At 67.8% G+C, this 15634-nt stretch carries 17 protein-coding genes; 11 read left to right on the plus strand and 6 right to left on the minus strand.

Annotation, left to right across the window (positions count from 1 at the left end; all coding sequences use genetic code 11):
- The first annotated feature begins 13 nt into the window (after positions 1-13).
- The gene (locus Y958_RS01325; RefSeq protein ID WP_338039097.1) at positions 14-613 is read left to right on the plus strand and encodes a DUF1178 family protein; all 600 of its coding nucleotides are present in this window, start codon (positions 14-16) and stop codon (positions 611-613) included.
- An 85-nt stretch (positions 614-698) separates the two neighbouring features.
- Positions 699-1244, plus strand: coding sequence for an NUDIX hydrolase (locus Y958_RS01330; RefSeq protein WP_088870603.1), 546 nt, complete (start codon positions 699-701; stop codon positions 1242-1244).
- Positions 1245-1291: 47 nt separating this feature from the next.
- Here the strand turns inward: Y958_RS01330 and Y958_RS01335 are convergent, their stop codons facing one another.
- Together Y958_RS01335 and Y958_RS01340 are read right to left on the minus strand one after the other, a co-directional pair.
- Positions 1292-1747 (minus strand): GFA family protein, encoded by a 456-nt coding sequence (locus tag Y958_RS01335; RefSeq protein ID WP_088870604.1) that lies wholly within the window; start codon positions 1745-1747, stop codon positions 1292-1294.
- A complete protein-coding gene (locus Y958_RS01340; protein WP_088870605.1) occupies positions 1744-2196 on the minus strand; it encodes a MerR family transcriptional regulator in 453 nt (150 codons plus the stop codon). Before Y958_RS01340 ends, Y958_RS01335 begins: the two co-directional genes overlap by 4 nt.
- A 69-nt stretch (positions 2197-2265) precedes the next feature.
- Here Y958_RS01340 and Y958_RS01345 point away from each other — a divergent pair, with 69 nt between their 5' ends.
- On the plus strand, positions 2266-3534 hold the full coding sequence (locus Y958_RS01345; RefSeq protein ID WP_244909323.1) for an NADH:flavin oxidoreductase/NADH oxidase family protein: 1269 nt from the start codon (positions 2266-2268) through the stop codon (positions 3532-3534).
- A 182-nt stretch (positions 3535-3716) separates the two neighbouring features.
- Here Y958_RS01345 and leuC read toward each other — a convergent pair whose 3' ends face one another.
- Positions 3717-5126: a 3-isopropylmalate dehydratase large subunit gene (gene leuC, locus Y958_RS01350; RefSeq protein ID WP_088870607.1), complete on the minus strand. Its 1410-nt coding sequence runs from the start codon at positions 5124-5126 to the stop codon at positions 3717-3719.
- Between the two features lie 261 nt (positions 5127-5387).
- Positions 5388-6323: an IS110 family RNA-guided transposase gene (locus tag Y958_RS01355; protein ID WP_088870517.1), complete on the minus strand. Its 936-nt coding sequence runs from the start codon at positions 6321-6323 to the stop codon at positions 5388-5390.
- Positions 6324-6555: 232 nt separating this feature from the next.
- On the opposite strand from Y958_RS01355, the gene Y958_RS01360 reads away from it, so the two are divergent.
- Positions 6556-8274 carry an acyl-CoA dehydrogenase family protein gene (locus Y958_RS01360; protein ID WP_145728000.1) on the plus strand — a complete coding sequence of 573 codons (1719 nt, stop codon included), beginning with the start codon at positions 6556-6558 and terminating at the stop codon, positions 8272-8274.
- 52 nt (positions 8275-8326) lie between these two features.
- Here Y958_RS01360 and Y958_RS01365 read toward each other — a convergent pair whose 3' ends face one another.
- Positions 8327-10615 (minus strand): transglycosylase domain-containing protein, encoded by a 2289-nt coding sequence (locus tag Y958_RS01365; RefSeq protein WP_244909324.1) that lies wholly within the window; start codon positions 10613-10615, stop codon positions 8327-8329.
- Positions 10616-10984: 369 nt separating this feature from the next.
- A complete protein-coding gene (pspF, locus tag Y958_RS01370; RefSeq protein WP_088870609.1) occupies positions 10985-12079 on the minus strand; it encodes a phage shock protein operon transcriptional activator in 1095 nt (364 codons plus the stop codon).
- 247 nt (positions 12080-12326) lie between these two features.
- Between pspF and Y958_RS31800 the strand changes: the two genes are divergently transcribed.
- From Y958_RS31800 to Y958_RS01400, 7 genes are all read left to right on the plus strand, one after another.
- Entirely contained in the window at positions 12327-12497 is a 171-nt protein-coding gene (locus Y958_RS31800; RefSeq protein WP_157999463.1) for a hypothetical protein, read from the plus strand.
- Between the two features lie 14 nt (positions 12498-12511).
- Positions 12512-13183, plus strand: coding sequence for a phage shock protein PspA (gene pspA / locus Y958_RS01375; protein WP_088870610.1), 672 nt, complete (start codon positions 12512-12514; stop codon positions 13181-13183).
- Positions 13184-13190: 7 nt separating this feature from the next.
- Complete coding sequence (gene pspB, locus Y958_RS01380; RefSeq protein WP_040845458.1) at positions 13191-13421, plus strand: envelope stress response membrane protein PspB; 231 nt, start codon at positions 13191-13193, stop codon at positions 13419-13421.
- Complete coding sequence (gene pspC, locus Y958_RS01385) at positions 13418-13954, plus strand: envelope stress response membrane protein PspC (RefSeq protein WP_211098509.1); 537 nt, start codon at positions 13418-13420, stop codon at positions 13952-13954. The genes pspB and pspC overlap by 4 nt, the downstream gene beginning before the upstream one ends.
- A 220-nt stretch (positions 13955-14174) precedes the next feature.
- Positions 14175-14411, plus strand: coding sequence for a hypothetical protein (locus Y958_RS01390; RefSeq protein WP_138918615.1), 237 nt, complete (start codon positions 14175-14177; stop codon positions 14409-14411).
- Positions 14412-14425: 14 nt separating this feature from the next.
- Complete coding sequence (locus tag Y958_RS01395) at positions 14426-14641, plus strand: hypothetical protein (protein WP_040845461.1); 216 nt, start codon at positions 14426-14428, stop codon at positions 14639-14641.
- 108 nt (positions 14642-14749) lie between these two features.
- Positions 14750-15556, plus strand: coding sequence for a substrate-binding periplasmic protein (locus Y958_RS01400; RefSeq protein ID WP_145728001.1), 807 nt, complete (start codon positions 14750-14752; stop codon positions 15554-15556).
- Positions 15557-15634 lie beyond the last annotated feature (78 nt).

A 15634-nucleotide genomic window follows, 5' to 3' on the forward strand; every position in this document is an offset into this window, starting at 1 on the left:
TGCGGATGCGGGCATGCGGGGCATGCTCATTGCCGGGGTGGCTTTCCCCACTCACATCCAGACTGTATATGACATTTTCCTGGCCGAACTGGACGGGCCATTATCGATCGTCGCCGTATCCCCCATGATCCTCTATGAAATGAAATGTGGCCAGGGCCACACCTTCGACGTCTGGTTCCGCAACGCGGACGCCTGCGACCAGCAGGTCGCGGCCGGCGAGGTCGCCTGCGCGGTTTGCGGTGATCACACGGTGGGCAAGGCCCCCATGGCGCCCCGCATCGCCAAGGGCCGGGGGGCGCGCGTGGAAGAGTCGCCGGCGCCCGTCCCGGTCCCGCCGCAGCCGGCACAAGAGGTGACGCCCGCAGCGGTGGCGGAGGCCGCGGCCCAGGGTCCGGCGGCGATGATGTCCCTGCTGCGCGAGATGCGCCGCCAGGTGGAGGCCAACGCCACCCATGTGGGTGACCGCTTCGCCGAGGAGGCGCGCAAGATTCACTATGGCGAGGCCGAGGCCAAGGCCATCTACGGCGAGACCACCGACGAGGAAGCGGCGGAGCTGGAGGATGAGGGCGTGACCTTTGCCCGCATTCCCTGGGTACCCAAGCATGATGGCTGAGGGACGTTCGCGACCTTGAAGCGCCCGCAAGCCAAGGGACGTTGGGCCGGCTATAGTGGCGGAAAGCAGCGAGGGAGAGCGCCCCATGTCCGATCCCGTGCCGACGTTCGGCCCCCGCGTGGTGACGGTGCCACCAGGGGAGGATAGGGAGCGGCTGGTCTGCCCCGATTGCGGCTACATCGCCTACGACAACCCCAAGATCGTGGTGGGCTCGGTCGCCCTGTGGCAGGACCGCATTCTGCTGTGCCGCCGCGCCATCCAGCCGCGAATCGGCTACTGGACCCTGCCCGCGGGCTATATGGAATTGGGGGAAACCTCCCAGGATGGCGCCGCCCGCGAGGCGTGGGAGGAGGCGGGGGCGCGACTGGCCGTCGGCCCCCTGCTGGCCGTCTACAACATTCCCCGCATCAGCCAGGTGCAGCTGATCTATCTGGCGCGGTTGACCAGCCCGGACATTGCCGCCGGTCCGGAAAGCCAGGAGGTGGCGCTGTTCGCCTGGGACGACATCCCCTGGACCGACCTGGCCTTTCCCAGCGTGGACTGGGCGCTGCGCGAGTACGAGGTCCGGCGGGACCTCATCCATGCCGGCCAGCCCTTCGCCCCGGCGACCAACCCGGTGGATGGGCTGTAAGTCGTACCCTCTCCTGCAGGATGCAGCCGGCCGGCGCCCCGGGGAGCTCAGAAATATACCTGGTGACTGACCATGTCGCGCAAGCGGTCGCTCTTGGGGTCGGTGTATTCCTCCGGCAGGCCGTCCTGGACGTGCAGCCAGGACAGCCGGCTTTCCACCCCGCAGTGCACCTCCGGCACCACCGCTTCAGGGTCATCCAGGCTGCCGATGGTGACGCTCATCCAGTCGCTGTCGGGGTAGGCGAAGGTCAACGGCGTGCCGCACTGGGCGCAGAAGCCCCGCTCCGCCACCGAGGAGGAGGCGTAGAAGGTGGGCCGGCCCGTCCCGCTCCAGGTCACCGTATCCTTGCGCACCCCCGCCAGGGCGGCGAAGACGTTGCCCACGGCACGCTGGCACATGCGGCAATGGCAGAAGTGCACGCCTTCCGGCGCCATGGTGCTGTGATAGCGCACGGCGCCGCATTGGCAGCCGCCCGTGACGCCGTCCACTTTGCTGTCACTCATTCCGCTGCCTCCTTGGCCGCTGTTTCCTTGATGTCGGTCAGCTTGATCTCCGCCAGGACCCGGCGGGTGTTGGCGGCGCAACCCAGGTCTTGGGGGCCGTTCTCCAGGCTGTCGATGATGGCCAGCAGGCGGGTCCTGCTGGTTTCCAGCCGCTGTTGCAGCGCCTCGATCTCCCCCACCTTGCGGCGCAGGGCCTCGGCGATCTGGGGGGCGTGGCCGGCCTCGCCCGCCGGGCCGCCGCAGCCGGGCAGCAGGCTGCGGATTTCATCCAGCGTGAAGCCGGCCCTTTGCGCGCCGGTGATCAGTTCCAGCCGCATCAGCGTTTCCGCCGGGAAGGCGCGGTAGCCGTTGGCCCCCCGGGCGGCCGGGCCGATCAGGCCGGCGGACTCATAGAATCGCAGGCGGGAGGCCGATAGGCCGCTGCGCTCCGCCAACTCGCCAATGCGCATGATGGCCTCAAAACAGGCTATTGACCTTAAAGTTCACTTTAAGCTTAGGGTCGGGGGACCGTCAACCGAATGACCGTCGCAGCCATGCCCGTCCCCACTCTTTTCCAGCCCCTGGTCCTGCCCAACCGCGCCATCATCCCCAACCGCCTGGCCAAGGCGGCGATGGAGGAGAATATGGCGACCGTGGACCATCGCCCGTCGCCCACCCTCATCCGTCTCTACCGCACCTGGGCGGAGGGCGGGGCCGGCCTGCTGATTACCGGCAACGTCATGATCGACCGCCGCGCCATGACCGGCCCCGCCGGCGTGGTGCTGGAGCAGGGGGCCGACCTGGGCCCCTTCCGGCAGTGGGCGGAGGCCGGCCGGGCCGGCGGCGGGCAGTTGTGGATGCAGATCAACCATCCCGGCCGGCAGATGCGCGCCAGCCTAGGCCAGGAAACGGTGGCGCCATCTGCCGTGGCCCTGGACCTCGGTTCCTATTCCAAGCTGTTCGCGGTACCCCGCGCCATGACCGAGGCCGACATCGCCGACGTCACCCGCCGCTTCGCCCAGACCGCAGCACTGGCGGAACAGGCGGGCTTCACCGGCGTGCAGATCCATGCCGCCCACGGCTATCTGCTGAGCCAGTTCCTGTCGCCCTTGACCAACCGGCGTGACGATCGCTGGGGCGGGCCGTTGGAGAACCGGGCGCGGCTGCTGCTGGACATCGTGCGGGCGGTGCGCGCCGCCGTCAGCCCCGGCTTCTGCGTGGCGGTGAAGCTGAACTCCGCCGATTTCCAGCGTGGCGGCTTTGCGCCGGAGGAAGCGCGCCAGGTGGTCGCCTGGCTGAACGACCTGGCTGTCGACCTGGTGGAACTGTCGGGCGGTTCCTACGAGGCACCCGCCATGCAGGGACCAGGGACATCGGAAAAGACCCGCGACGGCCGGACGCTGGCGCGCGAGGCCTATTTCCTGGAATTTGCCGCCGACATCAATCAGGTGGCGCGGATGCCGCTCATGGTGACGGGCGGCATCCGCCGGGTGGAGGTGGCGGCCCGGGTGGTGGACAGCGGCGTGGCCATGGCCGGCATGGCCACCGCCCTGGCGTTGGCCCCGGGCCTGCCCCGTGCCTGGCAGCGCGGGCAGGGGGTGGAGGCGGCGCTGCCGCCCATCCGCTGGGAACGCAAGACCCTGGCGGCCATGGGCACCATGGCGGTGGTAAAGGCGCAGTTGCGCCGCCTGGGCCGTGGGCAACCGGCCAAGCCGGACGTCTCCCCCGCCCTCGCCTTGCTGGCCGACCAGCTGCGCATCGGCTGGCGCAGCTACCGTTATCGCAGCCGAATGATGCCGGTGGCATGACCATGCCGCTGTAGGATGCGACCGCATCTGCCGGAGCTTTCCGGGGAGCATAGCGGACTGGCAAGCGAGGAAGCCAAGCGGGCGGATGCCCGCGCCCGGCGGCTGAGGGAACCTTTACGTAAGCGAACGGCGCGGAACCCTGGGGCTCCGCGCCGTCGCTCACATTACGCCGATGCGTCCGCTCAGTTCAGCGTGCGCACGTCCGTCAGCTTGCCGGTCAATGCTGCGGCGGCGGCCATCTCGGGGCTCACCAGATGGGTGCGGCCGCCGGGGCCCTGGCGGCCCTCGAAGTTGCGGTTGGAGGTGCTGGCGCAGCGCTCACCCGGCTTCAGCTTGTCGTCGTTCATGGCCAGGCACATGGAGCAGCCGGGCTCCCGCCAGTCGAAGCCGGCGGCGACGAACACCTTGTCCAGGCCCTCGGACTCGGCCTGTTCCTTCACCAGGCCGGAGCCCGGGACCACCATGGCGTAGATGCCGTCCTTCACATGGCGGCCTTCCACCACCTTGGCGGCGGCGCGCAGGTCCTCGATACGGCTGTTGGTGCAGCTGCCGATGAAGACCTTGTCCACGGGGATGGCGTCCAGCGGGGTGCCGGCCTCCAGCCCCATGTACTTCAGCGCGCGTTCCATGGCGGCGCGGCGGTGCTCATCCGCCTCGTCGGCGGGGTTGGGCACGGTGGCGGTGATGGGTAGCACGTCCTGCGGGCTGGTGCCCCAGGTGACCATGGGGGCGATGTCCTCGGCCTTCAGCACGACCTCGCGGTCGTACACCGCACCCTCGTCCGAGGGCAGGCTCTTCCACCAGTTGACGGCCTGTTCCCAAGTCGCGGCCTTGGGCGCCTGCGGGCGGCCCTTCAGATACTCGAACGTGGTCTCGTCCGGGGCGATCAGGCCGGCGCGCGCACCCGCCTCGATGGCCATGTTGCAGACCGTCATGCGGCCTTCCATGCTGAGGCCGCGGATGACGGAGCCGGCGAACTCGATGACATGGCCGGTGCCGCCGGCGGTGCCGATCTTGCCGATGATGGCCAGCACCACGTCCTTGGCGGTCACGCCCACGGGCAGCTCGCCATCCACGCTGATGCGCATGTTCTTGGACGGCTTCAGCAGCAGGGTCTGCGTGGCCAGCACGTGTTCCACGTCCGACGTGCCGATGCCGAAGGCCAGGGCGCCGAACGCACCGTGGGTGGCGGTGTGGCTGTCGCCGCAGACGATGGTCATGCCCGGCTGGGTCAGTCCCTGCTCCGGCCCCACCACGTGGACGATGCCCTGGCGGATGTCGGACATGTCGTAGTAGTCGACGCCGAATTCCTTGGTGTTGATGGCCAGCTGCTCCACCTGGATGCGGCTTTCCTCGTTCTTGATGCCGGCCAGGCGGTCATGGCTGGTGGGAACGTTGTGGTCGGCGACGGCCAGGGTGGCGGACGGGCGGCGCACCTTGCGGCCGGCCATGCGCAGACCTTCGAAGGCCTGCGGGCTGGTCACCTCATGCACGAGGTGGAGATCGATGTAGAGCACGCAGGTGCCGTCTTCCTGGCGGTGGACGACGTGGCTGTCCCAGATCTTGTCATAGAGGGTGCGCGGCTTGCCCATGGATCTTCACTCTGATGCGGACCGACGTTTCTGAAACGCCAAAACCCATGCGACGGGTCTTTTTGTTTCACGGAGGCGCAGAATAACGACCGGTCCTGTCGCGGACAAGGGGCGGCTCGCGCTGTGGCCGCATAGGGCCTATGTCCCGTCCCTTCCAGGGCCCCCCATTTTCAGAGCGAAGCGACTAGGACGCGACTGCGTCCTCCGGAGTTTTGCGGGTAGCGTAGCGGACCGGAAATTGAGGAAGCCAAGCAACAGTCTTTAAGGTGCGTATGCCCTCTGGTCTCGAATGAGTGCGTTGGCGAGGATAATGAGCTTACGCATGACAGCGACGAGGGCGGCTTTGGGCTTTTTGCCGGCGTTGATCAGCCTCCGATAGAAGTCTTTGAGGGTGTGGTTGTGCTTGCTGGCGACGAGGGCGGCCATATAGAGGACGGATCGGACCTCTGATCTTCCGCCGTAAATGCTCCTGGGCCTGTCGCGTTTGCCGCTCTGGTTATCCATGGGAGCGACGCCGACCAATGCGGCGGCCTGGTGTCGTGTGATGGCGCCCAGTTCGGGCATGTAGGCCAACAGGACGGTTGAGCAGGCCGGACCGACGCCGGGGATGGACTGGAGCCTGGCGTTGTTGGTCCTGAAGGTTTCATGCTGGGCGATGAGGTCAGCGATACGCTTTTCGATGCGGGCGATCTGAAGGGCCAGGATGTTCAGGTGGCGTTTGCTCAGACGGGCCAACTCCAGGTCCTCCAGAAGCTGAGCCTGGTTGCGGACCATGGTCTGCATGTTGGTGAGCTGACGCCGTCGCGTGGCCAGTTCCGCCAGTTTCTCCCGATGTGGGTCCGCCTGGTATGGCTCGCCTTCAATTGCCTGCGCGAAGGCGGTGATCATTCGGGCATCGAGGCGGTCATTCTTGGCCCAGCGCCCACTGGCTCGTGCGAAATGCCGAACCCGGCGGGGATCGACGATACGGACGGGAATATTGGCCTTCCATAAAGCCTTCATGACAAGTCGCTCGTAGCCGCCGCTGGCCTCCACAACGACCTGTACAGCCCGCTTCCGGCACCGTTGCAGGAGGGTGGCATATCCGGCTTTGGTGTTATCGATTTGAAAGGTCTCTCCCGTCGCGGCATCGAAGCCGTCCAGGCGGGCCTTGCTGACATCCAGGGCGATGATAGAGTCGTTCTGCGCCATCTTCATGCTCCCATCCTTGCACGTACGGGGCGGCAACCCCAGGCAACTGTTCGGGTCAATGAAGGGGCCGTTCGGAGAGCCTTGCTTGGCTACGGAGCGCGAACTACCGAAAAGCGGAGCGGTCTTCCGGACGGGTCACGAGCTGGGGCATGCCCCAGCTCGTGACAGCGCATTTTACGCAGATTATGGAAGACACAAGCCCGCGGACGCGGGCGCCCGGCATTTGAGGGAGCAAAACATGATCGAGCCGGATGAGGTTCCCCCCACCGCCCGGGGCACCAACCTGTACATCGCCGACATCAACCTGCAGCGCCTGCTGGAACGGCGCGCGCCGGAGGAATTGCGGCGGCATGAGGATCGGTTGGCCGATTTCGGCGCCTGGGCCGGGGGGCCGCTGGATGAGCAGGCGGAATACACCGACCGCCACGCCAATCCACAGTACGTGCCCCAACCTTATGGCCCCAATGGTCCTCAACCCGGCCACATCGTCTTCAACCCCCGCTATGTGGAATGCCACGCCGAGGCCTATGCCCGGGGTGCTGTCGGCCTGCCCTATCAGAAGGGTGCATCGGGCCGGCACCTGGCCTGCTTCACCATGGGCTATCTGCTGAGCCAGGCGGACGTGTCCATCCATTGCCCTGTCACCATGACGGGGGCGGTGGCCCACGTGCTGCACACCGTGGCGCCCAAGGAAGTACGCGAGCGCTTCCTGCCCCAGCTGACGCGCATGGACGGCCAGGCCCTGTCTGGCGGCACCTGGGCGACGGAGCTGCACGGCGGGTCTGACGTGGGCACCACCACCACGCGGGCGGTGAAGACAGATCAGGCCTGGGCCCTGCACGGCCTGAAATGGTTCACCAGCAACGCGGGATCCGGCCTGGCCCTGGCCACCGCCCGGCCGGACGGTGCGCCTACGGGCGGCAAGGGGCTGGGCTGCTACCTGGTGCCCAGCCATCTGGAAGGTGGCGAGCCCAACGCGTACAGCGTCCGCCGCCTAAAGGAGAAGGTGGGCACGCGCGGCCTGGCCACGGCGGAACTGGACCTCAATGGCGCCACCGCTTTCGAGGTGGCGGGACCGGGCGAGGGGCTGAAGGTCATGATGGCCGCCCTGGAGTACAGCCGCATCCACAACGCCGTCGCCTCCGCCGGCCTGCTGCGCCGCGCCTTCGTCGAATCGCTGGGATGGTCGGCGCACCGCGCCGCCTTCGGCCAGACCGTGATCCATTACCCCATGGTGCAGGACCAGCTGCTGGACATGCAGATGGAATTGGAGGCGGCGGTGGCGCTGTCCTTCGAGTCGGTGTTCGCCTTCGACGCCCTGGCGACGGGGGCCCTGGCGACGGGGGACAGCGATCCGGAGCAGGGAGGCGATTGGCTGCGCCTGGTGACAGCGCTGGCCAAGTACCGCACCGCCGACCAGGCGGTGAAGGCCTGCCGCACGGCTGTCGAGATGGTGGGCGGCAACGGCTACACCGAGGAATTCCCCACTGCCCGGCTGTACCGCGATTGCCTGGTGACCGCCGTGTGGGAGGGGCCGGCCAACATCCAGGCGCTGGAGCTGCTGCGCCTGGTGGCGGGCAAGCGGCCCGGCGACCAGATCTTCCTCGGCCGCGTGGGGGCCGCCCTGTCCGATCTGCCCCCACAGGCGGGCGATACCGCCGACCTGCTGGAAGGCGCCCTGGAGGAATGCCGGGCCGCCCTGTCCCACCTGCGCCGCAACCCGGACCAGGCGCCCCGCCACGGCCGGCGCCTGCTGGACCTGTTGTCCGACACCCTGGCGACGGCCCTGCTGTGCGAGGAGGCGGTGGCCGACCTGAAGCTGGGTGACAGCCGCAAGATGCTGGTGGCCAACCGCTTCGCCGCCCGCGTTCTGGCCCACCACAACCCCATCGCCACGGAGATGGAGCCGGCCCTGGCGGCGTTCGAGGACGTAATCCTGTATCAGCCGGTGGGGTGATAAGCGCCCGCCAAGGCGCGGATGCACCGCCGGCGCCTGAGGAACCCCAAAACTACTGCTCTTTCTTCAGCTTATTCAGCAGATCGCCGATGGGGTCGGGCTTGTTGGACGGGGCCTGGTCGGGGACGTCCTTGTCGTCGTCCTGGTCCTCTTCCTTCTGCACCGCCTCAGGCTTGATCTGGCCGGTGGTGTCGACCGTTGGGACACCGGGGGCTGGCGTGGCGGCGGCGGTGGGGGCCCCGTCCAGGGGCACGGTTTCCACCGTGGGCAGGGGCGGCACGGCCGGGCCGTCGGGCGCCTGGTCCTGCACGGCGGCCGGCTGCAGCGGAATCAGGTCGCGCACGGGCAGGCCTTGCTCAAGGTCGGTCATGATGGCCTTCCACAGCTTGGCCGGCAGCGTGCCGCCGGTGATGCGCTTCATCTCATCGCCATCGTCGTTGCCCAGCCACACGCCGGTGACATAGTCGGCGGTGAAGCCCATGAACCAGGCATCGCGATAGTCCTGGGTGGTACCCGTCTTGCCGGCGATGGGGCGGTCGGCCAGTTGAGCCGATTTGCCGGTGCCCACCTGCACCACACCCATCATCATGCGCACCAGGTTGGCATCCTCCGCCGCGGCGATGGCATAGCCGGCACCGCTGCCCTTGCGCTGGTACAGCACGCTGTCGTCGGCGTCGCGGATCTCGGTGATGCCGTAGGGGAAGACGGCGCGGCCGCCATTGGCGATGGCGGTGTAGGCGCCCGTCAGCTCCAGGGGCGTCACCTCGCTGGTGCCCAGGGCCAGCGACAGGTCACGGCGCAGGGGGGCGGTGATGCCCAGGCGGCGGGCGACGGCGATGGCGCGGTCTATGCCCACGCTTTCCAGCAGGCGGATGGTGGCCGTGTTGACCGAGTGGGCCAGCGCCGTGCGCAACGGAATCTCGCCCATGTAACCGGGCTCGTAGTTCTTCGGCTCCCACTTGCCGCGCTTGTAGGGGGCGTCCAGGATCAAATCGTCCGGCGTGCGTCCCGCCTCCAGCGCCGCCAGATAGACGAAGGGCTTGAAGGAGGAACCGGGCTGACGCAGGGCCTGGGTGGCGCGGTTGAACTGGCTTTCGTCGTAATCGCGCCCGCCCACCATGGCCTTCACCGCCCCGTCCGGCGCCATGATGACCACGGCCGCCTGGTGGACGTTGGCGGCGGCGCCGGGGCCGTTCAGGATTTCAGCCACATGGGCCGTCGCCGCCCGCTGCATCTTGGCATCGTAGGTGGTGTGCACCACCAGGTCGCCATGGTTGGGGCCGATGAAGGCGTTGACTTGGTCCGCCACCCAGGCGGCGAAGTAGCGGCCGTCGCCTTCCACCGAGGGGTTGGCGCGCGGCTGAGCGGGCTGGTTCACCACCGCCTTGGCCTGCTCCACCGTGATGTAGCCGGCGTCCACCATGGTGGCCAGCACCACGGCCATGCGCTGCTCGGCCCGTTCGTTGTTGGCGCTGGGCGAATATTTGGAAGGCGCCTTCAACAGGCCAGCGATGATCGCCGCCTCCCGCAGGTTCACCTCGGTCGCCGGCTTGTCGAAATAGGTGCGCGCCGCCGCGTCCACACCGTAGGTGCCGGAGCCCAGGTACACCCGGTTCAGGTAGGCACCCAGGATCTGGTCCTTGGTGTAGCGGTGCTCCAGCATCAGGGCCAGCATGGCCTCCTGCACCTTGCGGCGCATGGTCTTGGCCGGCGACAGGAACAGGTTGCGCGCCAGCTGCTGGGTGATGGTGGAGGCGCCCTGGCGCATGTGGCCGGTGCGGTAATCGGTCCAGGCGGCGCGGGCGATGCCGATCGGATCGACACCGAAATGACTGTAGAAGCGCCGGTCCTCCACCGCCAGGACGGCGTGGACCAGGTCCGGCGAGATCTCCGACACCTCCAGCGTCTCGCCGCGCATGTCGCCAAAGCGGGCCAGCTTGCTGCCGTCGGCCGCCAGCACGGTGACGGCCGGGCGGCGCTGGAACTGCGCCACCTGGCTGATTTCCGGCAGGTCGTAGGCGAAATAGGCCACGACGCCGGCGAAGACCATGACGCCCCAGATGCCCAGCACCACCAGCGTCTTCACCCACCACGGCATGCGCGGCCCGCCAGAACGGCGTTTGGGCGCCGGGCGCCGGACGGGCGGTGGGCGGCGGCGCGGCGGCTGTCCGCCACCGCTGTTTCCACCACCGGCACCGTCGTCCCCCTCATCCGGGCGCGGACGTGGCGCCACACGGGGCGTGGCGGCCTTGGCCGGGGCGGCCGGCTTGCGGCGCGGCGCCGGCTGGCTGCCCACGGGGCGGAAGGCACGCAGCGAGGTGTCGGTGTCGTCAGGGCTCAAGGCGGTGACTCAACTAAGGCGTCCCTTTGGGAGCGCCGGTCATCGGGGAAAGGCAGGCGGTGACAGGCCCTATCTAGGGGATGGGTGACCCTGCGGAAAGCGCCGGCTGGTCAACCCTGACCTCTTATCCCTTCGCCGTCCCCAGGTGCTGCGTCCGTCCGGCGGTGCGGGCGGCCCCATCGGCCCTGATCCAGCGGTAGAGGGCAAAAAGGGCGTTTTCAGGGCGGCGTTTGGTCGCATGTTTTAGGTGCTCCCTCAAACGCCGGGCGGCCGCATCCGCGGCCTTGGCTATCCTCAGTTTCCAGTCCCTTCGCTCCCCGAAAACTTCCGGCGGACGCCGTCGCGTCCTAAATCAAAAGAAATTCCAGATCACTCGGCAGCGCTGCGGCGGTCCAACAGCTCATACTTGCGCAGGTAGCCGCGGAACTGGTGGTAATTCAGGCCCAGGTCGGCGGCGGCGCGTTTCTGGTGGAACTGGTTGCGCTCCAGCGCCGCGCGCAGCAGCGCCTTTTCAAAGTCCGCCACCTGTTCCAGGAAATTGCAGGGACCACTCGGCGCCGCCGTGGCCGGGCCGGGCGCGGTGGGGCCCAGCGTGGTGGAGGAGGCGGGTGCCGCCTCGGCCTCCGCTTCTTCCGCCGGCGCCGGGCCGGCGCGCCGGTCCCCGGGCATGGCCACGGGGCGGAAGGGGGAGTCGAAGGGGTCGAAGATGACCTCGTCGATGGGCCGCTCCGCCCCCTGGGCGCGGTAGACCGCCCGCTCCACCACGTTCTTCAGTTCGCGGATGTTGCCGGGCCAGGGATAGGCCAGCAGTTGGCTCATGGCCTTGGGCGCGAAGCCGGGGAAGAAGGGCCGCCCCAGTTCGCGCGCCATGGCGATGCCGAAATGGTCGACCAGCATGGGGATGTCGTCGGCCCGTGCCCGCAAGGGGGGGATGGTCACCACGTCGAAGGACAGGCGGTCCAGCAGGTCGGCGCGGAACTTGCCCGCAGACGCCATCCGAGGCAGGTCGGCGTTGGTGGCGCCCACCACGCGCACGTCCACCGACACCGTCTGGGTGCCGCCCACGCGCTCGAACTCCCCATACTCGATAACGCGCAGGATTTTCTCCTGCACCGAGGCCGAGCTGGTGGCGATCTCATCCAGGAACAAGGTGCCGCCGTCGGCCAGTTCGAATCGGCCGACATGGCGCTTGGCCGCGCCGGTGAAGGCGCCCTGTTCATGCCCGAACAGCTCCGTCTCCAGCAGCGTCTCGGACAAGGCCGCGCAGTTCAGCTTGATGAAGGGCTTGTCCCAGCGGGACGACAGATAGTGCAGGCGAGCGGCCACCAGTTCCTTGCCCGTGCCGCGCTCACCGATCACCAGCGTGGGACGGTTCAGCGGCGCCGCCCGCGACACATGCTCCATCAGTTGCAGGAAGGACGCGGCCTGGCCGACCAGGGACGGCGGGGTAGCGGAGGAGGCCATGGGTGATTCGCTCGCGGGGCGGAAACTACCGCTTAAGGGGGGCGTTCTGGCCGATCATGGCAGCAGTTGGTGAAATTCGCCACATAATCGTGGATTTGGATAAGTCGCCCGACTTCGCCTAGAGGGCCGTCTGGTGTGTTTTGTTTGTTTTCAATATCTTACGCTCGGCAGATACAATTGGCACGCCCCTTGCTGATGTAGGGACACACGATCGAATGCAAGGAACTCATCGAAGGGGAATGCAGCGATGACCGACCACACGATCCACGACAAGGCCGGCGATGCCGGCTTCTTCGCCAGCCGGGCCCAGAGCCAACTGGCCATGTTGGCGGACGATTTCCGCGCCGTGCCGGCTGAAGCTTGGATCATCCTTGCGGTCGCCACCGTGTTGAGCAACCTTTTCATCGCCCTTGCCTGAAGGAGACCTGACTCATGGGCATCTTTTCGCGCCTCAGCGACATCATCAATTCCAACCTGAACGCCATCCTGGATCGCGCCGAGGAGCCGGAGAAGATCATCCGTCTGGTCATCCAGGAAATGGAAGACACGCTGGTCGAGGTTCGTTCCTCCGCGGTGAAGACCGTGGCGGAGAAGAAGGAGATCGAGCGCCGCCTGGTCGAACTCCGCCGTGAGGCCGACGAATGGCAGCGCAAGGCCGAGCTGGCCCTGTCCAAGGACCGCGAGGACCTGGCCAAGGGCGCCCTGATGGCCCGCGCCAAGATCGCCGAAGCCGCCGACAGCCTGACGACCGACCTGGGCCGCCTGGACGAGGCCCTGGCGAAGACCAACGATGACATTGGCCAGTTGCAGGCCAAGCTGCAGGACGCCAAGACGCGGGAACGCACCATCATCGCCCGCCAGAAGACCGCCACGGCGCGTCTGAAGGTCAAGACCCAGCTTCACGACGACCGCATCACCGATGCCTTCTCGCGTTTCGACCAGATCGAGCGCAACCTGGATGTCCTGGAAGGCAAGGCGGAAGTCCTGGATATGGGACGCAAGCGCAGCCTGGCGGACGAGATCGCCGAGCTGGAGAACAACGACAAGGTCGAATCCGAGCTGCAGGCCCTGAAGGCCAAGCTGGCGACCAAGAACCAGGGGTAATCTGTCCATGGACCTGGACGCACTTGTCGCCGTACCCATCATCTTCATGGTCATCGTGGCGCCGGTGTGGATCATCGCCCACTATGTGACCAAGTGGCGGGTCGCCAAGACACTGTCGGTCGATGACGAGCGCATGCTGTCGGACCTGTGGCACAGCGCCACTGAAATGGACAGCCGCATCCAGCAGCTGGAGAAGATCCTGGATGCGGAGGCCCCGGGCTGGAGGGCACGGCAATGACTGGTAGAGGCTCTAACCCGCCGCCCTTCCCCGGGCGGCGGCCCCCCGGCGGACCCTCCGGTGGCGGTTCGGGCGGGTATGGCGGCGGCAGCCGCTGGACCAACCCCGCCGCCGGTGCCCAGGGCGGTACCCATGGGGGCGGCGGTACCTTCCGCAGCCCCAATCCCCACCGCCTGTATCGCAACCCCCGCGCCGGCAAGGTGGCCGGTGTCTGCGCCGGTGTCGCCGACTACTTCAGCGTCGATGCCTGGCTGGTGCGGTTGGGCATGGTCCTGGGCCTGGTGTTCTTCTTCCCGGCCACGATCATCGCCTACATCGTGCTGGCCGTCGTGCTGAAGCCGCAGCCCCAGGGGCTGTACGAAAGCAACGAGGAAGAGGTGTTCTGGCGGTCGGTCACCACCCGCCCCGACCAGACTCTGGCCGGCCTGCGCGCCAAGTTCCGCGACCTGGATCGCGAGATCGGCGCCATGGAAAGCGCCGTCGCCTCCCGCGAGTTCGACCTGCGGCGGCAGTTCAAAGACCTGGAGAAATAGGTCTCCAGGCGTGCACGGGGAATGCGGGGAAAGACCTTTCGGCCCCCTCCCCCGGCGGCGGCCACCCCGGCCGTTTATTGCGGCAGCCCATCCCAATGGTTGCCAGGGCCTGTCACCAGGCACAAAATAATTTAAGATTGCGTGGCCTGACGGGATCGGCACGGTCCCGTCGACGCCCCAGGTTTACCCGTCACACGACCCTTAGCAGGTGGCCTTCCCCATGTCGCCGATACTCGTCCCCCTCTTGGCGCTGTGCATTCCCATCGTGGCCATCGTCTTGCGGGCGATGCAGAAGCTGCAGGATATCGAGGCCATGGCCCAGGCGCGCCGCGGCCAGCAGGACCAGCGCTTCCGCTGCTATGATGATCTGGAGCGCCGCGTGACCCAGATGGAGCGGCACGTCACCAGCCCCGAATTCGACCTCAACCGCAAGCTGAGCCAGCTGGCCCAGCGCTGATAGGACGAAGCCCCATGTCCCCCCTGCTGATCCCCCTCGCCGCCCTGATGATCCCCATCGTGGCCCTGGTGACCCGTTATATGATCCGCGCGCGCGAGCTGCAGGCCCAGGGCCTGTCGGATCACGCCGCCGGCGACCTGCTGGCCCGCGCCGACCGGCTGGAGCAGCGGGTGCAGCAGCTGGAACGTCTGCTGGATGCCGAATCCCCCGGCTGGCGCGCCCGCGCCTGACCCCATTCCCCTATCCCTTCGCCCCGCCACGGCGCACTTGAACGGCACCGCGACGGGGCCTTAGATGGGAAGATCGTCATCTTCCCCGCGATAGGACACCCAGCCCCCGTGCCGCGACCCACCCTTGCCGGGGCTGCTTTCCTGATGTCGGCCCTGGCGGCCGTCTCGACAGCGTTGTTTTCCGATGGCGCCGGTGCCCAGTCCCCCGCCGCCCAATCCCCCACCTTGGTCTTCGGCATCCTGGAGACGGAACAGCCGCCGCTGGTGGACCTGCGGAACGGCGAGGTGGCCGGCGGCCTGATCAAGGCCATTGGCGACGAGATCGCCCGGCGCACGGGCTTGAGGCCCCTCTACCGCCTGGTCCCCCGCAACCGTCTGGAGGCCGACCTGGCCGACGGCCTGATCGACCTGGCCTGCGGTTACAGCCCCGATTGGCTGCCCAAGGTGGCCATCACCCGCTTCTCAACCCCCATCCTGGTCAGCCACAGCGTGCTGGTCGTCCGCCGGGCCGACAGCGAGCGCTTGCGCACCCTGGGCGACCTGGCCGGGCGGCCCATCGGCGCCATCCTGGGTTTCCGCTACCCGCGCGAGGTGGAGGCGGCCTTCATCGACGGCACCTGGCAGCGGGAAGACGCGCCGTCCGCGGAAAGCAATTTCCTGAAGCTGCGCAACCGGCGGGTGGACGCCATCCTGACCACCGACCTGGAGGCCGACTACCGCCAGACGGCGGACAAGACCTGGGCCCAGGCACTGACCGTCCTGCCCCAGACGGTGGGCGATCATGAGGAACGCTGCGCCAACGCCCCCCGGTCGCCCTTGCCGATGGAAACGCTGGACGCCGCCATCGAGGCCATGCGGGCCGACGGCACGCTGACCCGCCTGCGCCTGGCCGCCACGGGGCGGGCGGCGAGCTGAATCTTTCCAGCCCTCAAACGCCGGACGCCGGCGTCCGCCGGCTGGGCCCATAGAATAACAAACGGGCCGCCCCAGGGG

Source organism: Nitrospirillum viridazoti CBAmc (assembly GCF_000730165.1).
Taxonomy (GTDB): domain Bacteria; phylum Pseudomonadota; class Alphaproteobacteria; order Azospirillales; family Azospirillaceae; genus Nitrospirillum; species Nitrospirillum viridazoti.